The sequence below is a fragment of the Vitreimonas sp. genome (assembly GCF_036392335.1).
GTDB lineage: Bacteria > Pseudomonadota > Alphaproteobacteria > Caulobacterales > Aquidulcibacteraceae > Vitreimonas.
Window position 1 is genome coordinate 1 of the sequence record NZ_DASVYD010000067.1, and the last position, 23,844, is coordinate 23,844.

The 23,844-nt window shown below is 64.4% G+C and carries 23 protein-coding genes and 1 other RNA gene; 16 read left to right on the forward strand and 8 right to left on the reverse strand.

Annotated elements, in window-relative coordinates:
- From VF769_RS15925 to VF769_RS15950, 6 genes are all read right to left on the reverse strand, one after another.
- A partial coding sequence (locus VF769_RS15925; protein WP_331009415.1) for a hypothetical protein occupies nt 1–610 on the reverse strand: 610 nt, incomplete at its 3' end.
- Between the two features lie 264 nt (nt 611–874).
- Nucleotides 875–1,906 carry a ribonucleotide-diphosphate reductase subunit beta gene (locus VF769_RS15930; protein WP_331009416.1) on the reverse strand — a complete coding sequence of 344 codons (1,032 nt, stop codon included), beginning with the start codon at nt 1,904–1,906 and terminating at the stop codon, nt 875–877.
- Between the two features lie 176 nt (nt 1,907–2,082).
- Nucleotides 2,083–2,256 carry a hypothetical protein gene (locus tag VF769_RS15935; protein ID WP_331009417.1) on the reverse strand — a complete coding sequence of 58 codons (174 nt, stop codon included), beginning with the start codon at nt 2,254–2,256 and terminating at the stop codon, nt 2,083–2,085.
- A 49-nt stretch (nt 2,257–2,305) separates the two neighbouring features.
- A complete protein-coding gene (locus VF769_RS15940; RefSeq protein WP_331009418.1) occupies nt 2,306–2,980 on the reverse strand; it encodes a hypothetical protein in 675 nt (224 codons plus the stop codon).
- A 101-nt stretch (nt 2,981–3,081) separates the two neighbouring features.
- Nucleotides 3,082–3,774: a hypothetical protein gene (locus tag VF769_RS15945; protein WP_331009419.1), complete on the reverse strand. Its 693-nt coding sequence runs from the start codon at nt 3,772–3,774 to the stop codon at nt 3,082–3,084.
- A gap of 94 nt (nt 3,775–3,868) precedes the next feature.
- Nucleotides 3,869–4,414, reverse strand: a complete 546-nt coding sequence (locus VF769_RS15950; protein WP_331009420.1) for an N-acetyltransferase family protein — start codon at nt 4,412–4,414, stop codon at nt 3,869–3,871.
- Nucleotides 4,415–4,524: 110 nt separating this feature from the next.
- Between VF769_RS15950 and VF769_RS15955 the strand changes: the two genes are divergently transcribed.
- The 4 genes from VF769_RS15955 to glsA all read left to right on the forward strand — a co-directional run bounded on the left by VF769_RS15955 (nt 4,525) and on the right by glsA (nt 8,915).
- On the forward strand, nt 4,525–5,112 hold the full coding sequence (locus VF769_RS15955; RefSeq protein WP_331009421.1) for a CHAP domain-containing protein: 588 nt from the start codon (nt 4,525–4,527) through the stop codon (nt 5,110–5,112).
- A gap of 217 nt (nt 5,113–5,329) precedes the next feature.
- Nucleotides 5,330–6,007: a CHAP domain-containing protein gene (locus tag VF769_RS15960; RefSeq protein ID WP_331009422.1), complete on the forward strand. Its 678-nt coding sequence runs from the start codon at nt 5,330–5,332 to the stop codon at nt 6,005–6,007.
- Between the two features lie 89 nt (nt 6,008–6,096).
- A complete protein-coding gene (locus VF769_RS15965; protein ID WP_331009423.1) occupies nt 6,097–7,017 on the forward strand; it encodes an ion transporter in 921 nt (306 codons plus the stop codon).
- Nucleotides 7,018–7,124: 107 nt separating this feature from the next.
- Nucleotides 7,125–8,915: a glutaminase A gene (gene glsA / locus VF769_RS15970; RefSeq protein ID WP_331009424.1), complete on the forward strand. Its 1,791-nt coding sequence runs from the start codon at nt 7,125–7,127 to the stop codon at nt 8,913–8,915.
- On the opposite strand, the gene VF769_RS15975 is transcribed toward glsA, so the two are convergent.
- On the reverse strand, nt 8,912–9,484 hold the full coding sequence (locus VF769_RS15975) for a fasciclin domain-containing protein (RefSeq protein WP_331009425.1): 573 nt from the start codon (nt 9,482–9,484) through the stop codon (nt 8,912–8,914). The two genes, glsA and VF769_RS15975, sit on opposite strands and share 4 nt — an antisense overlap.
- 126 nt (nt 9,485–9,610) lie before the next feature.
- Here VF769_RS15975 and VF769_RS15980 point away from each other — a divergent pair, with 126 nt between their 5' ends.
- Nucleotides 9,611–10,303 (forward strand): DnaJ family molecular chaperone, encoded by a 693-nt coding sequence (locus VF769_RS15980; protein ID WP_331009426.1) that lies wholly within the window; start codon nt 9,611–9,613, stop codon nt 10,301–10,303.
- 25 nt (nt 10,304–10,328) lie between these two features.
- On the opposite strand, the gene VF769_RS15985 is transcribed toward VF769_RS15980, so the two are convergent.
- A complete protein-coding gene (locus VF769_RS15985) occupies nt 10,329–12,512 on the reverse strand; it encodes a methyl-accepting chemotaxis protein (RefSeq protein ID WP_331009427.1) in 2,184 nt (727 codons plus the stop codon).
- 180 nt (nt 12,513–12,692) lie between these two features.
- Between VF769_RS15985 and VF769_RS15990 the strand changes: the two genes are divergently transcribed.
- The 11 genes from VF769_RS15990 (at nt 12,693) to VF769_RS16040 (ending at nt 23,844) form a co-directional block, all read left to right on the forward strand.
- A complete protein-coding gene (locus VF769_RS15990) occupies nt 12,693–12,968 on the forward strand; it encodes a hypothetical protein (protein ID WP_331009428.1) in 276 nt (91 codons plus the stop codon).
- Between the two features lie 36 nt (nt 12,969–13,004).
- Complete coding sequence (locus VF769_RS15995; protein ID WP_331009429.1) at nt 13,005–13,757, forward strand: N-acetylmuramoyl-L-alanine amidase; 753 nt, start codon at nt 13,005–13,007, stop codon at nt 13,755–13,757.
- Nucleotides 13,758–13,776: 19 nt separating this feature from the next.
- Nucleotides 13,777–14,165: RNase P RNA component class A (gene rnpB, locus VF769_RS16000), an RNA gene on the forward strand.
- A gap of 31 nt (nt 14,166–14,196) precedes the next feature.
- The gene (gene rsmH / locus VF769_RS16005) at nt 14,197–15,174 is read left to right on the forward strand and encodes a 16S rRNA (cytosine(1402)-N(4))-methyltransferase RsmH (protein WP_331009430.1); all 978 of its coding nucleotides are present in this window, start codon (nt 14,197–14,199) and stop codon (nt 15,172–15,174) included.
- Nucleotides 15,156–15,479: a cell division protein FtsL gene (gene ftsL / locus VF769_RS16010; RefSeq protein WP_331009431.1), complete on the forward strand. Its 324-nt coding sequence runs from the start codon at nt 15,156–15,158 to the stop codon at nt 15,477–15,479. Before rsmH ends, ftsL begins: the two co-directional genes overlap by 19 nt.
- The gene (locus VF769_RS16015) at nt 15,476–17,110 is read left to right on the forward strand and encodes a penicillin-binding protein 2 (RefSeq protein ID WP_331009432.1); all 1,635 of its coding nucleotides are present in this window, start codon (nt 15,476–15,478) and stop codon (nt 17,108–17,110) included. Before ftsL ends, VF769_RS16015 begins: the two co-directional genes overlap by 4 nt.
- Nucleotides 17,111–17,119: 9 nt before the next feature.
- Entirely contained in the window at nt 17,120–18,562 is a 1,443-nt protein-coding gene (locus tag VF769_RS16020; RefSeq protein WP_331009433.1) for a UDP-N-acetylmuramoyl-L-alanyl-D-glutamate--2,6-diaminopimelate ligase, read from the forward strand.
- Nucleotides 18,563–18,564: 2 nt separating this feature from the next.
- On the forward strand, nt 18,565–19,962 hold the full coding sequence (locus VF769_RS16025; RefSeq protein WP_331009434.1) for a UDP-N-acetylmuramoyl-tripeptide--D-alanyl-D-alanine ligase: 1,398 nt from the start codon (nt 18,565–18,567) through the stop codon (nt 19,960–19,962).
- Nucleotides 19,962–21,107: a phospho-N-acetylmuramoyl-pentapeptide-transferase gene (gene mraY / locus VF769_RS16030; RefSeq protein ID WP_331009435.1), complete on the forward strand. Its 1,146-nt coding sequence runs from the start codon at nt 19,962–19,964 to the stop codon at nt 21,105–21,107. Before VF769_RS16025 ends, mraY begins: the two co-directional genes overlap by 1 nt.
- Nucleotides 21,108–21,283: 176 nt before the next feature.
- Nucleotides 21,284–22,708, forward strand: a complete 1,425-nt coding sequence (murD, locus tag VF769_RS16035) for a UDP-N-acetylmuramoyl-L-alanine--D-glutamate ligase (protein ID WP_331009436.1) — start codon at nt 21,284–21,286, stop codon at nt 22,706–22,708.
- Entirely contained in the window at nt 22,705–23,844 is a 1,140-nt protein-coding gene (locus tag VF769_RS16040) for an FtsW/RodA/SpoVE family cell cycle protein (protein ID WP_331009437.1), read from the forward strand. The genes murD and VF769_RS16040 overlap by 4 nt, the downstream gene beginning before the upstream one ends.

The following is a 23,844-nucleotide window of genomic DNA, read 5'->3' on the forward strand; positions in this document are numbered from 1 at the left end:
CGAGCCAGCAGAGTTTGCCGGCGTCGCCTTGGAGGCGGCCGTCGACATAAACCGAGCGCGGTTGGCGCTTCAGCGCGACTTTGGCGATGAAGCTCTTGCTGGCTTTGGCCAGTTTGCGCGCCAAGCGCTTGGCGTAGAGCAGCGGCTTTTCGAACACGTGGCCGAGCGCATGGATGCGGCGGATGAGACGCTGCGGTTCAGGCAAGCGATTGGCGCGGCCTTGTTTGAGGCGCTCGATTTGCAGACGGCGGCGTTCGAGATATTCGGCTTCGAAGCGCGAGGTCGGCGCACCGAGCAAGCTGATGCGCGCGGGATGCGGTTTGGCGTGCGGCCAGAGGCGAAAGGCGTAGGCCTTGACGCGCGCGATGGGCGCAGGCGTGCGCTGCATCTGAAACTGGATCTTCTGCATTTGACGCACATGCAGCGGCAGCGGCGGCGGCTTGGGTTCGGCCGGCGCGAGCGCCAGAGCTTCCAAGAATATCAGTTTGCGCGCCAAGGCTTCGAGCGCGTTCAGCCATTGCTTGGCGCCGATCAGCGAACGCAACCGCGCGAACATGGCTCGGGTGCGGGTCCAGATATCGGCAAGGGGCAGCGTGAGCGCGTCGTCCATGCCGGCCAGTATCGAGGCGGGTGGGAGCGGTTGAATAGAATCGCTTGCGCGGACCGCAGGCTTCAAGCCCGGGCATTGGAAAGGCCAGGACCATCAAAGGATTTGCAGGCGCAAAGAGGGATGCCGGCTGGAAGCCGGCGGTCCGAAGGGGGGATTGATGTGGGGGAAGCCCGCATGTTGGGCTTCATTTTGAATCCGCCCGGCTTCGCTAAGCTTCAGCGGACAACCTCTCCCCCTCGCGGGGGAGAGGTGAGATCCGAGGCGTTAGCCCGCGGCTTTGCGCTTTTCCATGAGCTGATCGAAATTGGCCCAGACGCCTTCGCCGCCGTGCCATTCGCCTTTGGTGGCGGCCTTAGAATATTCGGTGGCGCGGGCTTCGAAGAAATTGGCGTGTTCGACGCCGTTCAAGATCGCCGTCAGCCACGGGATCGGGTGTTCGGTGACGCCGTAGATTTTCGGCAGGCCCAGTTGGCCCAAGCGCCAATCGGCGATGTAGCGAATGTATTGCTTAATATCGTCCGGCGTCATGCCTTGAACGGGGCCCATCTCGAACGCGAGATCGATGAAGCGATCCTCGATGCCGACGACGGTGCGGCAGCATTCGACGATGTCGTCCTTCACGGATTGCGTGAGCGCGTTCGTCTCTTTGGCATAAGCGTGGAACAGCTTGATCATGCCTTCGCAGTGCAAGCTTTCGTCGCGCACCGACCAGGTCACGATCTGACCCATGCCCTTCATCTTGTTGAAGCGCGGGAAGTTCATCAGCATCGCGAACGAGGCGAAGAGCTGCAGACCTTCGGTGAAGGCGCCGAACATGGCGAGCGTGCGCAGGATGTCTTCGTCGGTCTCGACGCCGAATGTGCCCATGTAATCGTGCTTGTCGCGCATGGCCTGGTAATCGAGGAACGCCTCGAATTCGGTTTCCGGCATGCCGATGGTTTCAAGCAGCAACGCGTAGGCGGCGATGTGCACGGTCTCGATGTTGGAGAACGCCGCCAACATCATCTTGATTTCGGTGGGTTTGAAGACGCGCGAATAGCGCTCCATGTAATTGTCGTTCACTTCGACGTCCGCTTGGGTGAAGAAGCGGAAGATTTGGGTGAGGAGGTTGCGCTCCTGGTCGTTGAGCTTGGACGCCCAATCCTTCACGTCCTCGCCGAGCGGGACTTCTTCGGGCATCCAATGCACTTGCTGCTGGCGGCGCCAGAATTCATACGCCCACGGGTAACGGAACGGCTTGTAGCCGATCGAGGGGGTCCGAAGGCCCGTCAATTTTTCCCCGTTTACGCCAGCCATAAATCGTCTCCAGTCCGGAACGTCGCCTAGATGTAGGGATTTAGCGGCGCATTGGCCACCATATCTAGACTAGTTGGGCGCGAGTCGCCTTTCGAAAAGGTTACCAGCCGCCGGTCGGGACCATGCAATGATTCAGGGCGCGGCCAAGCCGGCGAGGGGCGGGGAGTTGTGGAGAATTAGGCCGCGATCCATTTCGCGATCAGATAGGCCGCGGTGACGATGGCGGCGGCGCGCACCAGGAACCAACGGCGAATCCAGAGCCGGCGGCGGAATTCCGCGACGGCGCGACGGCGGCGCTGCGCGCGGACCTGATCTTTAAAGCTTGGGGATTTGAAGCTCGGCAGGGCCATGGCCCGGGCCGATGCAAGACCAATGCAGGTTTACTTTAGCGGCCCGCGCTCAGCGGCGCATGGTGACGGTGACGCCGGTAAAACTCTGGTCCTGGTTGAAATTCTGCCGACCGACGCGGGTGCTTTCCTCGCGCTCGACATAGGCCAGCGAGGCCTGGACGCCGTTTCGCTCATAGGTCACGCCGGCGGAGAGATCGCCGACTTCGACCCGGTCTTGCAGCGCGACCGAGGCGCCGCTGCCGCCGAATTCATTGCGCACGCCCGGTTGCCAAGTGAGGGCTTCGTCCTCGGAGGCCACAAACATGTAAACCGAGCGCGTGTCGCCGGCCGCGTCGCGGCGCTCGATCAGGCCTTGGCCGATGCGGACTTCTGCACCGCGGCCGCTGCGATCGAGGTCGCCATTGCGGTTGGCCCCGAGCGTGGCGCGTTGGGCGATGGCGACGTCCAACGGGGAATCGCCGCCGCCGGCCGCGAGCTCGAGTTCGAGGCGGCGGGGTTCTTCATTGTCCGAGGTTAGCGCAGGCGCAGCAAAGCGGGGGCGGAGACCGTCGCGGACATCGACCGCGACGGGCGGCGTCTCCGGTTGAGACAGGGCGGCGGCTGGATCGGTGAAATCAATTTGGCCCGGCGCCAGCGCTTCTTGGGCGGTTGCGACGCCGACCGCAGTCAACGCCAGCGCGGAGCTAGCGATCAAAGCCGTGCGGAGAAAGCTTCTTCCACCCATGACAGCCTCGTCCCTGTGAGCCTACGAAGCAGCAATGCACAATGGCTGCCACAGGTTCCGTACATTGTTAAGGCTTTGTGCGCCTGCGAAGACAGTCCGCGCTAGTGGCGCATGGTTAAGGTAAAGCCGGTGAACGCCTCCTCGCCGGACACTCTGCGTGAGCCGGTGCGAATGCTGTACTCGCGCTCAACATACGCGAAGGAGGCCTGCCAGCCATTGGATTCGTAGGTGACGCCGGCCTGCATATCGCCGATTTCCACGCGATCTTGCAGGGCGAAGGACGAAGACGAGCCGCCGAATTCGTTGCGGCCGCCTGGTCTCCAGGTGAGCGCTTCGTCTTCGGATGCCGCGAACAGATACCAGGATCCTTCAAGCTGCGGTTCGCGCGATTGCTCGCGCAAATTCGCCAGACGCCGGCCCAAGCGCAATTCTGAACCTTGCGACCGGCGCTCGAGATCGCCGTCGTCGTTGAACCCGAAAGCGCCGCTTTGCGCGAAGGCGACGTCGATGTCGGACGTGGCGCGCGCGACGACAGCCACTTCGTACCGCCGGAAATCGGGATTGAAGGAATCTGTCGGTGTTTGCGTCGCGAGACCGAAGCGGGGCGCGTCGCCGGCGCCGATGTCGAGCGCGAAACGATCCCCAGCCAGCGGCTGATTGGGATCGGAGAAGTCGACGTCATGGACGCCAACGAAGGAAGCGTTCGGCCCGACCGCATCTTCGGCGGTAGCGATATTGGCCGCGAGACTAAAGAACCCTGCTAACCCAACGACCACGAGCTTACGTAAGAGCATCGCGATCCCTCCTGACCTAACATGAAGGGTGCAGTCAGTTTGGTTATCGAGTCCTTAATCGCGCTGGCGGGCGCCTGCAGAAGCGGCGGCGTAATCAGCCGCCAGCGTCTTTCGCGGGCAGCGAACGCTGCATGATGACGACGTCGAGCAGGCGGCCGAATTTCTCGCCGACATTGGTCATCGTGCCGACGCGGCGGAAGCCGAGCTTCTGGTGCAGGCCGATGGAGGCGGCGTTGTGGGAATCGCCGATGACGGCGAGCACCTCGCGCACGCCGTCATCGCGGAGCGTTGTTAGGAGTTGCGCAAGCATTTGGCTGCCCACGCCTTGATGCATCGTGGTTGGCGCTGTGTAGATCGAGACCTCGAAGGTCTTGGAATAGGCCGCGCGGTCGCGGAATTGGGCGGCGTAACAGAAGCCCAAGACGCGGCTGAAATCGCTGGGCGGGGAGGCGACCAGAAAGGGCCAGCCGCGATCGACGATCTTGCCCCAGCGCTCGGTCATTTCTTCCAAGGACGGCGGCTCGATCTCAAAGGTCCCCGTGCCGGTAAGACAATGATGGGCGTAGATCAGCTGCACGTATTGCAGGTCCTGCTGGAAGCAGGGCCGGACAATGATTTCGGAAGTCTTGACGCCAGACATTGTGGATAGACCCGGTGGCCCGCTTTGCGCCTCTGGGTCAAGGCCGGCCGCTGCGGCGCCGGGGCGCATTTATTCAATCCCAACCCTCATGGGTTAGGATCGCCTCCGAAATGTCGATTCTGTGGACCCACCGGACGGTCCGGGCGCTGGCGCTCGGACTGATGGCGGCGGTTTTGACCGCCTGCGCCTCGACCCCCGCGCCGATCAGTTCGAGCGCGCTCGGTCGCCATGGCAATATCGCCGGCCTGCCGCGGCCGCCGTTTGATCCCGACTCGCCGCCGCGCGTGGCCGATGCGCGCGCGCGCCTGCAATGCGTGCCGTTCGCGCGGCAACAATCCGGTGTCGAGATCTATGGCGACGCCAATACGTGGTGGCGCCAAGCCGCTGGGCGTTATCCGCGCTCGAATTCGCCGGCGCCCGGTGCTGTGCTGGTGACGCGCGGATTCAACACGACCACGCGCGGTCACGTTGCGGTGGTCACGCATGTGGAATCGAGCCGGATCATTCGGGTCGATCAGGCCAATTGGCTGAACAATGGCGAAATCAGCGTCGGCGTACCGGTGATCGACGTCTCGCCGGACAACGATTGGAGCCAGGTGCGGGTTTGGCATATCCCCGGCGGCCATTGGGGCGGGCGGGTGTATGTCGCCGAGGGCTTCATCCATCCGTTCACGCTGATGGCGGAATTACGCAGCTAAGTGCTCCGCCGGGCCGTTAAGATTTGTTGATGTCTTAACGTCGCAGAATTAACCAATATTACCCAGCGCCTATGTCTAGATGTAGTCTAGTTGGCGAATATTCACCATATGATCTCTACATTGCGAAGAGTTCAGCTGGCCGATTAGGCTTTCTTTAACCGCCTTGGCGTGTTTGTGTGTCCCAGATTGGGGCAATGCCTCGCCTGGGCCTGGGGCCATGTTGGATACCAAAGCGCTTCTCGTCGCTGCCGCGGCGATCGCCGGCTTCGCCGCCGCGCCGACCGAGGCAGACGCGCTGACGCCGTTGTCGATGGATTTGGCCATCGACCCGAGCGTCGCCGAGGGGCCCTCTGAACACGCCACGCTCGCGCCGGTCGCGTTTGAGCGTGCGCCCGATGAAGCGTACGAGCCGGTGGCGCGGGTCACGAACCGCCGTGCGCGCCTGCAATGCGTGCCGTTCGCGCGCAATGAATCCGGCGTCGAGATTTACGGCAACGCCAATACGTGGTGGCGTCAGGCCGCCGGGCGCTATGAGACGTCGCAAGCGCCGGAAGAACGCGCCGTGCTTGTGCTTGAAGGCTATAACACCACAGCGCGCGGTCACGTGGCCGTGGTGACGGAAGTGGTGTCGCCGCGCATGATCATCGTCGATCATGCCAATTGGCTGAACGCGGGCGAGATCACGCGCGACGTGCCGGTGCGCGACGTGTCCGAAGCCGGCGATTGGAGCGAAGTGCAGGTCTGGAATATCCCGACCCGCCAATGGGGCGTGCGCCGCTACAATGTGCAGGGCTTCATTCTGAACGTGCTGACGGCCGAGGCGCAGGCCCAGGCTGCGGCCTTGGCGCAACAGGCCTCGGCGAGCGCAAGCGAAGCGGCCATTCCAGTCGGCTAAGCGCCCCCTCAAAAACTTTCCTCGTTCGCGCAAACCGCGCTAGTTTCCGCGCGCGCCGGAATTGGGACGCCGGCGGCGAGGGGATTGATATGACCGACGCGGCCGCAAGCGCAGAAGGCGCAGCCATGGGCGCACAAGCGCCAGCACGCAGAAGAGCGAAGCGCAAGGATCGTGGCGGCATTCCGTTGTTCCGCTGGCTGACCCGCAACGTGTTCTGGGACACGTTCATCTTGCTCTGCATCGTCGCGAACGCGGCGATCCTGGGCTACGACGCGCATTACGGCGAGCAATCGCAATTCCACGACCAGATCGAGTTGTGGAACATGTACTTCCTCTGGATTTTCACCGCTGAGCTTGTGCTCGAGTTCTTTGCGCAAGGGCCGCGTCGCTATTTCTCAAGCGGCTGGAATTGGTTCGACATCATTGTCATTGGCCTGAGCTATATCGCGGTGAATCCGGCGATCTCCGCACTGCGGACGCTGCGGGTGGTGCGGGTTTTCCGTTTGGTGAGCGCGGTGCCGCAGATGCGGCGCGTGGTGGAGGCGTTGTTCAGCGCGCTGCCGGGTATTCTCGCGTCGTTCGCGATCCTGGCCGTGGTTTTCTACATCGCGGCCGTGATGGGCACGACGCTGTTCCATGACGATCCGGGCTTCAGCGATTTGGGCGTGGCGATGCTGTCGCTGTTCGCGCTCTCGCAATTCGATGGATGGGGCGACACGATCCAGCGTCTGCAGGGACAAAATCCGTACGCGTGGATTTACGTGATCGGCTTCACGATCATCGCCGCGTTCGCGGTGCTCAATCTCTTCATCGGCGTCATCGTCGAGGCGGTGCAGGCAGCGCCCCAAGAAGAGATCAAGGAAGAGATCGAAGAAGTGCAGGAAGATGTCGAAGACATCGCCATCGCGCAGGAAGACGCCGCGGTGGTGCAGGCGCGCATCCTGGAGGAGGTGCGGGCGCTGCGGGCGGAAGTCGCGGCATTGCGTGGCGGCGCTGCGCCGCCGGCCTGAAATCGGCGCCCAAAATAGCGGCAAGCGCACCTTTCGCTGAAATCACAGACTTCTCGCGACTCCAGCGCGGGGATTAGCGTCTGGGCGCATGCGGGGAGGCGTGCGCAATGCCGCTGAGCGCCTATCTGACGGATTTGCTCGAAGAGGTTCGCCGCATCGAGGGCGGCGAGGTCGCGACCTACATTCCGGAATTGGCGAAATCCGATCCGGCGGCGCTTGCGATCGCGATCACGGCGCTTGATGGCAAGACCTATGCGGTCGGCGATGCGGATTTGCCGTTCACGATCCAATCGGTGTCGAAGCCGTTTCTCTATGGCTTGGCGTTGCAGACTTACGGGCGTGAGGCGGTGCTGAAACATGTCGGCGTGGAGCCGACCGGCGATGCGTTCAATTCGACGGTGATGGATGAGGTGAACAACCGCCCGTTCAATCCCATGGTCAATGCGGGCGCGATCGCAGTGACCGCCCTGGTGCAGGGCGAGGGCTACAAAGCGCGACGGCAAGTCGTGCTTGATCTTTTGTCACGCTTCGCGGGGCGCAAGCTCAAGTTCGATGAAGCCGTGTTTCAGTCCGAGCGGGACACCGGCGCGCGCAATCGGGTGATCGCGGCGATCATGCGGCAGGCGGAGATGATCTCCGGCGACGCGGATGAAATTCTCGATCTCTATTTCAGCCAATGCTCAGTGCTGGTGACGACGCGCGACCTTTCCGTGATGGCGGCGACGTTGGCGAATGGCGGCGTGAATCCGATCAGCGGCGAACGGGCGTTGGCGGCGGAATATGTGCCCGACGTGCTGACCGTGATGCATTCGTGCGGCATGTACAATTATGCGGGGCAATGGTCATATGAGGTGGGCATTCCAGCGAAGAGCGGGGTGTCCGGTTCGATTGCGGCGATCATACCGGGACAGGCCGGGATCAGCGCTTACGCGCCGCCGCTGGATCGATTTGGCAATTCAGTGCGGGCGATCGCGGCCTGCAAGCGCATCGCCGCGGATTTTGGTCTGCATGCGTTTCGCGTGGCCCCAAACAATAGTGCGGCAGTGCGCGCGGAAGCGACGGGCCAAGCGGTGCGTTCAAAGCGCGCCCGCAATAGCGCCGAGCGCGAAGTGCTGGCGCGCGAGGGCGCGCGGATTGCGCTGATCGAGGCGCAGGGCGCTTTGTTCTTTGGCGCGGCGGAGCGCTTGGTGCGTCGAATCGGTGAAATCGAGGCAGATTGGCTGATCGTCGATCTGCGGCGTGTTTATGATGCGGACGCTGCGGCGTGTGCACTGTTGGCGCGGCAGTTTGCGAAGGCTAAGCCCGGCGCGTTGATTTTCGCGCACGCGCAAGGCGCCTTGGCGGAAGCGCTTGCGCCGCATGCGCGCGCCAACACGCTGTTTGCGGATCGCGATGCAGCGTTGGAGTTCTGCGAGAATGCGTTGATTGCCGTGGAAGGCGCGCATGGCGGGCCATCGCGCTTTGCGCTGAAGAGCATCGATTTGTTTGCGGGGCTGAGTGCGGGCGATCTGCAAGCGTTGGAAGCGTTGGCCAAGCCGTTTGTTTTCGAAAGCGGGCGGCATATGGTGCGCGAGGGCGAAGCGGGGCGCTTGTTCTTCGTGATCGCGCAAGGGGCGGCGCGCGTGCAGCTCACTTTACCCGGCGCGCGCACGGTGCGGGTGGCGACGATTGGCGCGGGCGGATGCGTGGGTGAGATGGCGCTGCTCGACGGCAGCCCCCGCTCCGCCGATGTGCTGGCGGACGGGCGTGTGATTGCCTACGGCTTCTCGATCGAAGAGTTGATGGGGCTCTCGCAAACGCATCCAAGTTTGCTGCTGACCATTTTCGCTAATCTCAGTCGCGACTTCGCTGAGCGCTTGCGCGCGGCGAACAACGAAATCCGCTCGCTGGGCCATTAGCGGCTGGCGATCATCGTTGGCGGCGCGAGCACGGTGTTGATGCCTTGGATAACGCCGTTGGAAGCTTCGATGTCTTGCATGACGACGAGCTGGTCATTGACGCGCAAACCGTCGCTGGCGTCGATCTCCACCCGATGCCCGGTGGAGGATTCCGGGCGCACGACGCGACCGGCGAGGGATTCCGTTGTCACCCGTTCGGGCACCACGTGATAGGCGAGCAGCGCGAGCAATTCTTCACGATTGCGCGGGTCCATCAGCCGCTGCATTTCGCGCGGGTTCATTTGCGCGAACGCGGCGTCGGTGGGGGCAAACAGCGTGAAGGGGCCTTCGCCGCGCAGTGTCTCCGCATAGCCCGCCGCTTCCACGGCTTCGAGGAAGCGCGTGAATTGGCCGGTGGCGGCGGCGACCTCGAGCACGTCGCCTTGCGGATTCGGATCGACGACCTCGGCGATGAGGAAGCGTTCGCCGGTTTGGGCGACGGTTTGGGCGCCGGTTTGGGCGATGGCGGGCGGCGCACACGCCAGAATGCTGGCGAGCAGCACGACGCGGAGTGCGGATGAGTGCTTCATAGCGGTTCAACGCCGTGCGCTGGCGGCCGGTTTCACGCGAGCTTGATCGCGCACTGCGACGGAGGCGCGGCCTTTATCGACAGCCGACCCTTTGCGTGGCGTGACGCGAACGGCGATAATGGCGGCATGTCGGTATGGTCCAGCATCGTTGAGATGGCGGCGCGCGCTTTCGATCCGGAAGCCGATCCGCCTGAATTCGCAGAGGAATGTGCGCCGCGTCCGAATGACGTGGGCTTCACCGCGGCCGTGATCGGGCTGGCGGCGAAAATGGCGAAGGTCGACGGGAAAGCGGAGGAGGCGGAGATGTTCGCCGCCGCGGAGGTGTTTCGTCCGCCGCCGGGCGAAGAGGCCGCGTTCCGTCGCGCTTTCCACATCGCCAATCAAACGGTGCTGGGATTTGATTCCTATGCCAAACAGATTGGCCGAAAGTACCGGGCGCGGCCGTGCCTGCTCGAAGATGTGCTCGACGGGCTGTTCCATATCGCCGCCGCCGACGGGATCGTGACCCAGGCGGAGATTGATTATCTGGCCGAGGTGGCCAGCCATTTCGGCTTCAGCGAGATGGAATTCCGCCGCATCAAGGCGACCAATCTCGGCCCCGAGGCGGGCGATCCGTACGCGATCTTGGGGCTCTTGCCCGGCGCAACAATGGACGAAGTGCGCCACGCTTGGCGGCGCATGGCGGCCGAGAACCATCCCGACCGGATGACGCAACGCGGCGCGCCGCCGGAATTCGTGCAGATCGCGCGCGAGAAGACGGCGGCGATCAACGCTGCTTATGCGATGATCCGCGAAGAGTTGAGCGAGACGGCGGAGTAATGCTCGGACCGCCGGCGGTCCGAGTTTAAGCGGCCGAACGCTCGCGCATTTGATCACCCAATTCGAAGCGCGCGACCAGCGACGCCAATTCGTCGGCTTCGCGCGCAAGCGAGTGCGAGGCGGCGGTGCTTTGCTCCACCATCGCCGCGTTCTGCTGCGTGGCTTGATCCATGTGATTGATGGCGGCGTTGATCTGCACAAGGGCGGTCGCTTGTTCCTGCGCGGAGGTCGCGATCTCGCCGACGAGGGCGCTGATCTCGGCCACTTGGCTGACAATGCCCGTGAGCGCTTGACCGGTTTCGCCGACGCGGGCGACGCCGCTCTCGACTTGCTCGCTGGAGCGGGCGATGAGGCTCTTGATCTCTTTCGCCGCCTCCGCAGAGCGCTGCGCCAGGGCGCGCACTTCCATGGCGACGACGGCGAAGCCGCGGCCGGCTTCGCCCGCGCGCGCGGCTTCAACGCCGGCGTTGAGCGCAAGCAAATTGGTCTGGAACGCGATCTCGTCGATCACGCCGATGATTTGCGTGATCTGGCGCGAGGATTCCTCGATCTCGCTCATCGCCTCGATGGCTTCGCGCACCACCTTGCCGCCGTGTTCGGCGTTGGCCTTGGCCGAGTGCACGGTTTCGTTGGCCTTGTTGGCGCCGGTGGCGGAGCGGGCGACGGTGGCGGTGATTTCATCGAGCGCGGCGGCGGTTTCTTCCAGTGAGGCCGCCTGTTGTTCGGTGCGGCGCGACAGATCGTCGGCGGCTTGGCTGATTTCGCCGGCGCCGGAGCGGATGCCGTCGGAGTTCATGGAAATCACGCTCATGGCTTCGCGCAATTGTGCGATCGCGGCGTTGAAATCCTTGCGCAGCTGTTCGTATTGGCCGGCGAACGGCTTGTTGACGGCAAAGCGCAGATCGCCCTTGGCGAGCTTGGCGAGCCCGTCGGCGAGGGCTTCGACGACAGTGCGCTGCTCGGCCTCCGACTTCTGGCGCTCGGCGTCGTTGCGGGCGCGTTCTTCTTCGGCTTGGCGGCGTTGCGCGGCGGCTTCGCCTTCGAGACGCACGCGGTCGATGGCGTTCTGGCGGAACACGTCGACGGCTTCCTGCATCTTGCCGACCTCGTCGGCGCGCGGGGCGCGCGGCGGCGGCATGGCGAGGTCGCCTTGGGCGATTTTGCTCATGTCGTCGGACAATTGCTGCAGCGGGCGGCCGACGATGCGGCCGGCGGCGATCTTCAGCGTGAAGGCGAGGCCGGCGATCATGGCCAGTGCGCTGAACAGCAGCACCATTTCGATCAAGCGCGCATTGGCCATCACGGCGCTGACCGGAAGGTCGACACGCACGCGCCAATTGACGTTGAAGTCCGCAAACTGAATGGCGCGCTCGATACGCATGATGTCGCCGAGTTGCTCGTCGTGCAGGCGTTGCACGTCGGCTTGGATGTCGCCAATTTCGCCGGCGCTTTGTCCGAGAAGCGCGGAATCCGGGTGGTAGATGTAGAGGCCATTGCCGGAGATGACCGAGAGCCGGCCATCGAACGGCACGTCCATCTGATTGAGGCTCTCCTGCAGCTTGTCGAGCGCGATATCGACGCCGGCGACGCCGTAGGCGCTGTCCCCGCGCATGATGGGCAGGGCGACCGACGTGATCAACGTGTCGACGCCGTTGACCGGATAGACATAGGGCTCGATCAGCACGGGCTGATGCGAGTTGAAGGCGAGTTGATAATAATCGCCGTCGCCCGGCACGGTGTAACTCTCAAGCGGCGCGATCGCGATGTCGCTGCCGGCGCGGTGCCAATAGGGAACGAAGCGGCCAGTGCCGTCGTGGCCGTTGGCGCCGATATAATCGCTGTCGCGGCCGTCGAAGGCGTTGGGCTCCCAGCCTGTCCAAGTGCCGAGCAATTCGTTGTGGGCGATCAGCGTCTCGCGCATCAGGCGGTTGTGCACTTCGCGATCGGCGATTCCGGCGGCTTGGGCGGCGGAGATGGCGTCGCGCATGGCGGCGGCGAGGCCGATGGGGCGTTCGAATTGGGCCTCAACCTCGGAGGCGGCTTCGCCGGCGGCGATGTCCGCGGTTTCCTGGGCGCCTTCGACGGCCGTGCTTTCCACAACCCAGGCCGCCGTGCCAGAGCCGACCGCGATGAACAGCGCCACGGCGCTCGCGCCGGCCAGCGTGATCTTGGTCGCCAGCTGACGCCGGCCCAGGAATTCTTTGAGCATATGTCCCCCTCCGTGTCTGGGACAAAACCGGAGATTGGTTAAGGCGTGCTTGATTCCACTGCCCTGGCGGGAAGATTGCAGGTAATTTGAGCGGTGAAGGGTCGCGACGGCCCGCCGCAAGCACGCCGCATTGATCCGCCAGCTTCAGGGTCCATATTCGTTGCCAAGGAGTTGCTAGGAATGAACGCGACCGCCACGGACTTTGGCTCCAACGCTTTGGGCGCGTTCTTGCGCGCGACGGGGCTGCTGGTTCTGGCTTTGGGCGCGGCCCTGGCGCTCGTGTTTGCCTTCTTTGCGGCCCTGGTGGTCGGCCTGATGATCGCTGGCGCGGCTCTGGCGATGCGCTTGTGGCCGGCGCGCAAGCGGCCGGCGCCGGGCGCGAGCGGACCGGAAACGCTGGAGGCGCGGCGCACGCCCGATGGCTGGGTGGTCGAAACCTTCTCGACACGGAACTAAGCCAAAAGGCGCGAGTCGCCCTAAGGTGAGCGCGCTTTGAAAGTCATCGATCGCCCCTCGCCCAATTTCGACGCGCGTACGCGCCCGATCGATCTCATTGTGTTGCATTATACGGGCATGCAGGACGCCGAGACCGCGTTGGCGCGGTTGACCGATCCGGCCCCGGTGGCGGGCAAGTATCCGGGCCCATGGCAGAGCGCGGAGGTGGAGCCTGACGCGCCGCTCGGCCGAGTCTCAGCGCATTATGTCGTCGCTGAAGACGGGACGGTCTATCGCCTGGTCGCCGAGGAGCATCGCGCCTGGCATGCGGGCGCGTCGAGCTGGGATGGCGAAGGCGATGTGAACCATCGCGCCATCGGTATTGAGATCGTCAATGGCGGGCATGATTTCGGCCTGCCGAATTTTCCCGAGGCGCAGATCGAGGCTCTGATCGTGTTGCTGCGCGAGATCATGGCGCGTTGGTCGCTCACGCGCGCACGCGTGGTGGGGCATTCGGACGTCGCGCCGGAGCGCAAGCTCGACCCGGGCGAGAAATTTCCATGGAAGAAGCTCGCGGATTCCGGGGTTTCGATCTGGCCCCATCCCAGCGGGCTTGACCTGCCGGACGATGAATATGTCGCCCACGCCCAGCAGCAACTCGCGGTGTTTGGGTACAATGTGCAGGCCAGCGGCTTCATCGACGCGGCGACGCGGGCCGCGCTGATGGCGTTCCAGCGCCGGTTTCGCCCGCATCAAATAGACGGCGTGCTGGACGAAGAGACGCGCAAGCTGCTGGCGGGCGTGACTTAAAGGCATTACATTCGCGTCACCAGTCGGCCGGGCGGCCGCGGGCGCATGCTGGAAACGGCGCGTTCGAGGAAAGTCCGGGCTCCACGCGGATACGGCGGCGGGTAATGCCCGCCGAGGGTAACCTCAGGGATAGCGCCACAGAGAACAGACCGCCGGAGAGCTTCGGCTCGAAGGTAAGGGTGAAACGGTGGGGTAAGAGCCCACCGCGCCGACCGTAAGGAAGGCGGCACGGCAAGCCCCGTCGGGAGCAAGACCGAATAGGGATGCAGCGGCGCCGTAAGGCGTGCGAGCCCGTCCGTGGGCGTGCATCCGGGTAGGTCGCGAGAACCATGCGGCGACGCATGGTCCAGAGGAATGGTCGTCACCTCGAAAGAGGAACAGAACCCGGCTTACAGGCCGACTGGTATTTTGATTTCCGGACTCGGCTTAGGTTCGCGCGATGAGTCACGCTCCCGTCCTCCTCGCAGAAGCGATGGACGCGCTCGCCCTTCGGGACGGGGGCGTTTATGTCGACGCGACGTTTGGCGGGGGCGGGTATTCGCGCCAGATGCTGGGTCGGGCGAATTGCCGGGTGATCGCCTATGACCGCGATCCGGACGCGATCGCGCGCGGGGCGGCGTTAATCTCTGAGGAGCCACAGCGCTTCACGCTTCTGCAAGGTCGGTTTGGTGATCTGGCGCCCGACGAATTGGTGGACGGCGTGGTGTTCGATTTGGGCGTTTCCTCGTTCCAGCTCGACCAGGCCGACCGCGGGTTCTCGTTTCAGCAGGACGCGGAGCTCGACATGCGCATGGAGAAGGATGGCCCCAGCGCCGCCGACGCCGTGAACGGCATGAGCGAAGTCGCGTTGGCGGACCTGATCTACAATTACGGCGAAGACGATGAGAGCCGCCGCATTGCGCGCGCGATCGTGCAGGCGCGCGCGGCGGGACGGATTACCCGTACGCTGCAGCTGGCGGATTTGGTTGAGAAGGCGGTGGGCGGACGGCGCGGCGCGCGCACGCATCCGGCGACGAAGACGTTTCAAGCGTTGCGCATGCTGGTGAACGATGAGTTGGGCGAATTGGCGCGCGGCTTGTCGGCGGCGGAGCGGGCGCTGAAGCCCGGCGGACGTTTGGTGGTGGTGTCCTTCCATTCGCTGGAAGACCGCATGGTGAAGCAATTCATCGCCGCGCGCGCGGACGCGCAGGGGCGCGGCTCGCGCTTCATGCCGGATTTGCCGCCGGAGCGTGCGCCGAGCTTTGTGTTGGAGCGCAAGCGCGCAACGGCGCCGAGCGATGACGAAACGGCGCGCAATCCGCGTGCGCGTTCGGCCAGTTTGCGCTGGGCCGTGCGTACGGATGCGCCGGCGTGGGACGAACTCGAACCGCCGGCGCTGGCGCCGAAGGCGGAGGCGGAATGGACAAAGCTCAACTAATTCGCACGCTGCAGATCGCGGCGGGTGTGCTGATCATTGTGCTGGCGGTGGGGCTCTACAAAGCCAAGACCGACGCCGCGCAAACGCAGCGCCATGTGCGCCAGCTTGAGCAGCAAGTGGAAGAAACCGAAGCCAGCCTGCGGGCGCTGCGGGCTGAGATCGCGCATCTGGAAAGCCCGGCGCGCGTGGAAGAGATGTCCGAAAATCATCTGGGCATGAGCGTGGGCAGCGAGAGTGCGGCGTTGCCGGCTTCGGCGATGGATCAGCATTTGCCGGCGCCGCGCAGGACGAAGGCCGAGGAGTGAGGCCGTTCGCGACCAGAGACGCTGAGGCGATGGATGCGCGCGATCCGCGTGAAGCGGCGCCGGCGCGCAATCGCGTGCGGCTGTTGGCGATTGGGATTTTCGCGGTGCTGCTGTTGCTTGCGGGGCGCGCGGTGCAGCTCGCGTTCTCCGGCGACCCGTTGGCGGAGCCGCGCCGCAACGTGGCGGTGGCCGCAACGCCGCGCGCCGATATTGTCGATCGCAACGGCGAATTGTTGGCCACAACGGTGCGCGCCTATGTGCTGGCGGCGGAGCCGCGCAATGTTTGGAATGCAGCGGAAACGGCGGATGCGCTACGCACTGTGTTTCCGGGACTGGATCGCGCGACAGTGATCCGTCGTTTGAGCGATACGACGGTCAACCGCGTGTGGCTGCGCCAAGGTTTAACGCCGAACCAACGCGACGAAGTGCAAGCGCTCGGCCTCGCCGGCATCGTGTTCGAGAACCAAAACCGCCGGGTCTATCCGCAAGGCCAACTCGCGGCGCATACGATTGGATTCACCGACGTCGATTTGCGGCCGCTCGCGGGCGTCGAGCGCGGCATGGATGAGCAAATCCGCGCGGCAGGCGCGGAGGGGCGGAGCGTGCGGCTCTCGCTCGACGTGCGCATGCAATATGCGCTGGAGGAAGAGCTCGATCTCGCCGCGCGGCGCGTGGGCGCGACGGGGGCGGCCGCGATCATTTTGGATGGGCGCACCGGCGAGACCTATGCTTTGGCGTCGTGGCCCCGCTTTGATCCGAACCAAGCCGGCAGCGCGCGCGAGGCGCAGCGTTTGGATCGCGTCGCGGGCGGGGTTTATGAATTGGGCTCGACCATCAAGCCGTTCACGGTGGCGATGGCGCTGCAAGAGCAGGTGACGACGAGCGGCGAAGTGTTCGATTTGAACCGTCCGCTCAATCTGGGCGGCCGACCGATTAGTGATGAGCATCCGATCGATGGGCCGGCGAGCTTGCGCGAGATTTTGGCGCACTCCTCCAATATCGGTGCGGCGCAATTGGCCTTGCGGATCGGCGGCGCCCGGCAGCGCGATTATCTCGATCGCTTGGGGCTGACGCGCGCGGCGCGGCTGCAGATTGGGCGCAATGGCGAACCGATCGCGCCGAATTTGACGGCGCGGCGTGACATTGCCGGGCGCGGCTTTGGCTATGCGCTGGCGTCGTCGCCGGTGGCGCTGGCGGGCGCCTATACAGTCTTCACGAACCAGGGCGCGCGCGTCGAGCCGACCTTGATTGCGCGTGCGCCGGATGCGCCGGTGGAGCGCACGCCGGTATTCTCCACAGACGTGACGCGCCAGATGCTGGTCTATTTGCGCGCGGTGGTGACGGACGGCACCGGGCGGGCGGCGGACGTGCCGGGGCTGTTGGTGGCGGGCAAAACCGGCACCGCGGAGACGCGCGACACGACGGGCGCCTATACGTCCGATCGCAATTTTTCCTCTTTTGCAGGCGTATTTCCGGCCAATGACCCGCGTTATGTGATCGTGCTCGCGCTCGACGGCGCGGGGGCCGATCAGGCAGGCGGCGTCGTGGCCGCGCCCGCTGTGGCGCGCACCCTGCGCCGCATAGCGCCCATGCTCGGTTTGCGTGTGGAGCCGCAAGCGCAGCCGCGCTAGGGAGAGGGCATGAAACTCGGCGACTTGTTTAAAGGCGGCGTCCCGGCGGACGCGGCCGCCCTTGAGATCACCGGCCTGACGGCGGACTCGCGCAAGGTGAAGCCGGGCTTTTTGTTTGCGGCACTGGCGGGCGTTGCGGCGCATGGGCGCGATTACGTGGCGCAGGCGAAGGCGAATGGCGCTGTGGCTGTGTTGTCAGCGGGCGATCTGGACGCCGACCCGGGAATTGCGCATGTCGTCGCCGCGAATGCGCGCAACGCGTTTGCGCTGGCGGCGTCAGCTTTCTATCCGCGCCGACCGCAAACCATCGTGGCGGTGACGGGCACAAACGGCAAAAGCTCGACGGTCGATTTCTTGCGCCAGATCTGGACGCATGCGGGCAAGCGCGCGGCAAGCTTGGGCACGCTGGGCGCGATTGGGCCGAGCGGTGTCGTTGATCTTGGGCACACGACACCTGATCCGGCGGCCGTGCATGCGACGTTGACGGCGCTCGCGGACGATGGCGTCACGCATGCGGCGATGGAAGCCTCGAGCCATGGCTTGGAGCAGCATCGTGTCGATGGGCTGACGTTTGCGGCGGCGGCGTTCACGAACCTCACGCAAGACCATTTGGATTATCACGTCGACATGGCGAGCTATCGCGCGGCGAAGCTGAAGCTGTGGGCTTTGGTGAAGGATGGCGGCGCGGCGATCGTGAATGCGGATGCGGCGGAAGGCGCTGCGTTCGAGGCCGGCGCGAAGAAAAACGGGCTGGATGTGATCCTGTGCGGCTGGCGTGCGCCGCGCGATCACGCGCTGAAGATCGTGGAGATTCAGCCGCGTCCGAATGCGCAATCGATGACGTTGACGTGGAACGGCAAGGAATATGACGTCGAGCTGCCGCTGATTGGTGAGTTTCAGGCGCTGAACGCGGTGTGCGCGGCGACCTTGGCGCTGGCGACGGGCGAGACGCCGGAGGCGGCGTTTGCCGGCATGGCGAAGTTGAAGCCGGTGAAGGGGCGCATGGAGCATGTGGGCCAGAGCAAGAGCGGCGGGCATGTGTTTGTTGATTACGCGCACACGCCGGATGGTTTGGATGTGTTGCTGCGCGCGGCGCGTCCGCATGCGCCGGGGCGGATCATTTGCGTGTTCGGCTGCGGTGGCGATCGCGACGCGGGCAAGCGGCCGAAGATGGGCGCGATCGCGGCGCGGCATGCCGATGTGGTGATCGTGACGGACGACAATCCGCGCAGCGAAGATCCGGCTGCGATCCGGGCGCAGATTTTGGCGGCGACGCCCGGCGCGCTGGAGATTGGCGATCGCGCGCAAGCGATCCGCGAAGCGGTGGCGATGCTAAAAGCCGGCGATGCGCTGATGATCGCGGGCAAAGGTCATGAGACCGGGCAGATTATCAAAGGCGTCACGCATCCCTTCTCGGATCAGGACGTCGCGCGCGCGGCGTTGGAGAGCTAAGCATGAGTGAGCTTTGGACCGCGCAGGAAGCGGCGCGCGCAACGGGCGGCCGGTTGATCAATGGCGATCAGTGGAGCGCGGGCGGCGTCTCGATCGATACGCGCACATTGGAGCCGGGCGATTTGTTCGTGGCGCTCAAAGATGTGCGCGATGGGCATGATTTTCTGGCGCAGGCGTTTGTGTCGGGCGCGGGGGCTGCGCTGATCTCGGATGCGAGCAAGGCCGAAGGCATGGGGCCGGCGCTTGTTGTGCCGGACGTGCTGGACGGTTTGCGCAAGCTGGGTGAAGCGGCGCGCGAGCGTTCGGCGGCCAAGCGCGTGGCGGTGACGGGGTCGGTGGGCAAGACATCGACCAAGGAAGCGTTGGCGGTGTGTCTCTCCGCGAGCGGGCAAACGCATCGCAGCGTAAAGAGCTACAATAATCATTGGGGCGTGCCGCTGACGATGTCGCGCATGCCGGCGGAGAGCCGGTTCGCCGTGTTCGAGATCGGCATGAACCATCGCGGCGAAATTCTGCCGCTGACGCAACTCGTGCGCCCGCACGCGGCGTTGGTGACGACGATCGCGCCGGCGCATGTGGAGAATTTGGGTTCGCTCGCAGCGATCGCCGACGAGAAGGGGGACATCTATGCGGGGCTGGAGCCGGGGGGCGCAGCACTGGTGCCGAACGAAGCGCCGCACGCGAGCCGTTTGATCGAGGCGGCGGAACGCAATGGCGCGAACCTGATCCGTTTCGGCCGTGACGCTGTGTGCGAAGCGCGTTTGCTGAAATTCGACATGGACGACACCGGTTCGACGGCGGAGGCGGAAATTCTGGGCCGCGTGATCCGCTATCGCGTCGGCGTGGAAGGCGCGCATTGGGCGTTGAATTCGGTCGCGGCGTTGGCGGCGGCGGATGTCGTTGGCGCTGACCTCGATGCGGCGGCGCATGCGCTGGAGCATTTGCGCGCGTTCGATGGGCGCGGTGTGGCGACGCGCGTTGCGGCGCCGTTCGGGCCGTTCTTGCTTGTGGATGATTCCTACAACGCCAATCCCGCCTCGATGGCGGCGGCGTTTTCCACATTGGGCGCGCGCAAGCCGGCGGGCGGCGGACGGCGCATTGCGGCGCTTGGGGATATGTTGGAACTCGGGCCGGAGGAGCAAGCCTATCATTCCGGCCTAGCGACGCCGCTGCAGGAGGCGGGCGTCGATCTCGTATTCGCGGCGGGACCGCGCATGGCCGCCCTTATGGAGGCGCTTCCGCCGAACCTGCGCGGGGGCTATGCCGAAACTGCGGACGCGCTGATTCCAGTGATTGCAGGATCGCTGCAGGCGGGAGACATCGTGCTCGTCAAAGGCTCAAACGGATCAAAAATGAGCCGTGTCGTTGCAGCGCTGTCGCGCCTCGGTGGGGATAATTGATGCTCGAGCTTCTCGGTCAACTCGAAGATCAATCGCAATTCTTCAATCTCTTCAATTACATCACTTTCCGCACCGGCGGCGCGATGTTCACGGCGATGGTGATCGCGTTCGCCATTGGCGCGCCGTTCATTGCCTGGCTGCGCAAGAAGCAGGGCAAGGGCCAGCCGATCCGCAGCGACGGCCCGGAAGGGCATTTGCTCACAAAGAAGGGCACGCCGACGATGGGCGGGCTGATCATTCTGATCAGCTTGGGGATTTCATCGCTGCTCTGGGCGGATCTGGAAAACCCCTATGTGTGGGCGGTGCTGCTGGTGACGCTGAGCTTCGGCACGATCGGCTTCATCGATGATTTCGCGAAGGTGACGAAACAGCATCATGGCGGCCTCTCCGCCCGCGTGCGCTTGGGCGCGGAATTCGGCACGGCGCTGGTTGCGGTGCTGATCATGCTGGTGGCGGAATGGGTGGCGACGACGCCTGGCCAAACCCATGACGTGCAGGGCTTCATCAATGCGCTGATGCATGGCGACCCGCTGACGGCGGTGGCGCTGCCGTTCGTGCAGGGTTGGGGCGTGCAGCTTCTGGGCTTCTACATCATCTTCGCGATGATCGTGATCACGGGTTTTGGCAATGCCGTGAACTTGACGGACGGCCTCGATGGTTTGGCGATCGTTCCGGTGATGATCGCCGCCGCCACGTTCGGGATGATTTGCTATCTCGTCGGCCGCGTCGATTACTCATCCTATCTCGGCATTCCCCACGTCGCCGGCGTCGGGGAGTTGGCGACGATTCTGGGCGCGTTGCTGGGCGGCTCGCTGGGCTTCCTCTGGTACAATGCGCCGCCGGCGCGCGTGTTCATGGGCGATACGGGCTCGCTGGCGCTGGGCGGCCTGCTGGGCGCGGTAGCGGTGGCGAGCAAGCATGAAGTGGTGCTGGCGATCGTCGGCGGTCTGTTCGTGCTCGAAACGCTTTCGGTGATGATCCAGGTCGCGGTGTTCAAGCGCACCGGCAAGCGTGTGTTCCTGATGGCGCCGGTGCACCACCATTTCGAAAAGCTCGGCTGGCAGGAGCCGACGATCGTGATCCGCTTCTGGATCATCTCGACGATTTTCGCGATGGCAGGCTTGGCGACGCTCAAGCTGCGCTGATGATTGCGCGGTAATCTTGCGTTAACGCCGCGAAGCAGCGCAGGAAAGTCGCTCTTTGGAGGGCGATGCGTGTTCTTGAACCGAGGCAATAGGCAGTGGGCCGTGGGCAATGGGGCGATGGGCGCTCCGGTCCACTATTGCCTATTGCCTACTGCCCATTGCCTCAAAGCACAGCCATGATCCCCATCACCGAATTCAAAGGACGCGACGTCGCCGTGTTCGGGCTGGCCCGGACGGGGCTTGCGGCGGCGAAGGCGTTGGCCGCGGGCGGGGCGCGCGTGCACGCGTGGGACGACAGCGACGTCTCGCGCGCGAAGGCGGCGGCGGAAGGCGTGACCGTCTCCGACATCAACAGTCGCGATTGGCGCACGTTCGCAGCGCTGGTGCTGTCGCCCGGCGTGCCGCTGACGTTTCCTGAGCCGCATCGTGTGGTGACGCTGGCTGAGGCGACCGGCGTGCCGATCATGGGCGACATCGAATTGTTCGCGCGCGCGGTGAACGCGCTGCCGCCGACACAACGGCCGAAACTGATTGGCGTGACGGGTACGAACGGCAAGTCGACGACATCGGCTTTGATCGCGCACATTTTGAAGGAAGCCGGCAAGGACGTGCGGCTCGGCGGCAATATTGGCGACGCGTTGCTGGATCAGCCGCCGCTGCATGCGGGCGCGTATTATGTGATTGAATTGAGCTCGTACCAGCTCGATCTGACCTCGAGCCTGCGCCTGGATGCGGCGGTCTGGCTGAATTTGACGCCGGACCATCTTGATCGTCACGGCGACATGGCCGCGTATCTCGAAGCCAAGAAGCGCATCTTCTTGAACCAGGGCGCCGGCGATTGGGCGATCATCGGCGTGGACGATGCCTATTGCGCGCGGGTGTGCACGGAGCTGACGCGCGCGGGCGCACAGCACGTGGCGCCGATTTCCTCGGGCCAGGCGCTGGGGCGCGGCGTGTCGGCGTTGAACGGCAAGATCATCGATGCGCGCAGCGGGCGTTCTGAAATCGTGGCCGATCTCGCGCAGGCGCCGGCGTTGGCCGGCAAGCACAATGCGCAGAACGCGGCGGCCGCCTATGCGGCGGCGGCGGCGCTGGGCATCGATACGCGCGTGATCGCGCATGCGTTTACGACCTTCCCCGGTTTGCCGCATCGCTTGGAGCGCGTCGCGTCGATCGAGGGCGTGCGCTTTATCAATGATTCAAAGGCGACGAACGCGAATGCGGCGGCGCAGGCGTTGGCGGTGTATCCGCGCGTCTATTGGATCGCCGGCGGCGTGGCCAAGGATGGCGGCATCGATGAGTTGGCGCCGTTCTTTCCGCGCATGGCGAAGGCCTATCTGATTGGGCAATCGGCGGGCGAATTCTCCGACGTGCTGCGCGGCAAAGTGCCGGTGACGATGGCCGGCAATCTGGAAGCGGCGGTCAAGCTCGCTTTCAACGACGCGAAAGCCTCGGGCGAGCCGCACCCGGTGGTATTGTTGTCGCCCGCGTGCGCGTCGTTCGATCAGTTCAAATCGTACGAGGATCGGGGCGATCAATTCCGCAAGTACGTGAACGCGCTCCAGGATGCGCCGCCGCAGCGCAGCGGGGGCAAGGCTTGAGCGCGATCGCCGATCGTTTCGGCATGGCGATCGACCGCGTGCGCAGCTACGACCGCACGCTGATCATCGTCGCGCTGATCCTGTTCGCGGCCGGCATTCTGTTTTCGATGGCGGCAAGCCCTGCGGCGACGGCGCGTATTCGCATCGAGGAAGCGTTCTATTTCGCGGCGCGGCAGGCGGCCTATGCGGCGCTTGGTTTGTTGGTGATGCTGAGCGCTGCGGCGTTGGAACCGAAACAGGTCCGGCGCGCGGGAACAATTCTTGTGGCGCTGTGTCTGCCGCTCGCGGCGTTGGCGGCGCTGTTTGGGCCCGAAGTGAAGGGCGCGCAGCGTTGGTTTGATTTTGGCGTCTTTTCTTTTCAGCCATCCGAAATCCTGAAGCCCGCTTTGATCGTAGTCTGGGCATGGATGCTCAGCGAAAGCATGAAGCAACCGAAGTTCCCTGGGCGGCTTGTGTCGCTCGGGCTGATGGCGCTCGCGGCCGCGGCGTTGCTGGCGCAGCCGGACGTGGGGCAGACGGCGCTGTTGCTGATCTGCTTGGCGCCGATGCTGATGCTCTCCGGCATCGCGTTGCGCTATTTGCTGGGCGGCGGCGCGTTGGCGGCGTTGGGCGCGTGGGCGATTTACAGTTTCTACCCGCACGCGCGGGAACGCGTGGATACGTGGCTCAATCCGGAAGGCGACGCGGCGTATCAGGTCAATCGCGCGCTCGATGCGATCGCGGCGGGCGGGGTATTTGGTCGCGGGCCGGGCGAGGGCGTGATCAAGCGCTCGTTGCCGGACGCGCACGCGGATTTTGTGTTTGCGGTTGCGGCCGAAGAGTTTGGTTTGATCGCATCGCTTGGATTGATTGCGGTTTTCTTCGTGCTGGCGTTTCGCGGGCTTTCGCGCGCGAGCCGTTTAAACGACGGGTTCGAACAACTTGCGGCTGCAGGGCTGGTGACGCTGTTGGTCGCGCAGGCGGCGATCCATATCGCGGTGAACTTGTCATTGCTGCCGGCCAAGGGCATGACGCTGCCATTCATTTCGTTCGGCGGCTCCTCGATGATCGGCTCCGCGCTGGCGTTTGGGTTCTGCCTTTCTCTTCTTCGCGACCGTCCCGGCGCTTATCTTTTTCCAGCACGCAGAAATTATTGA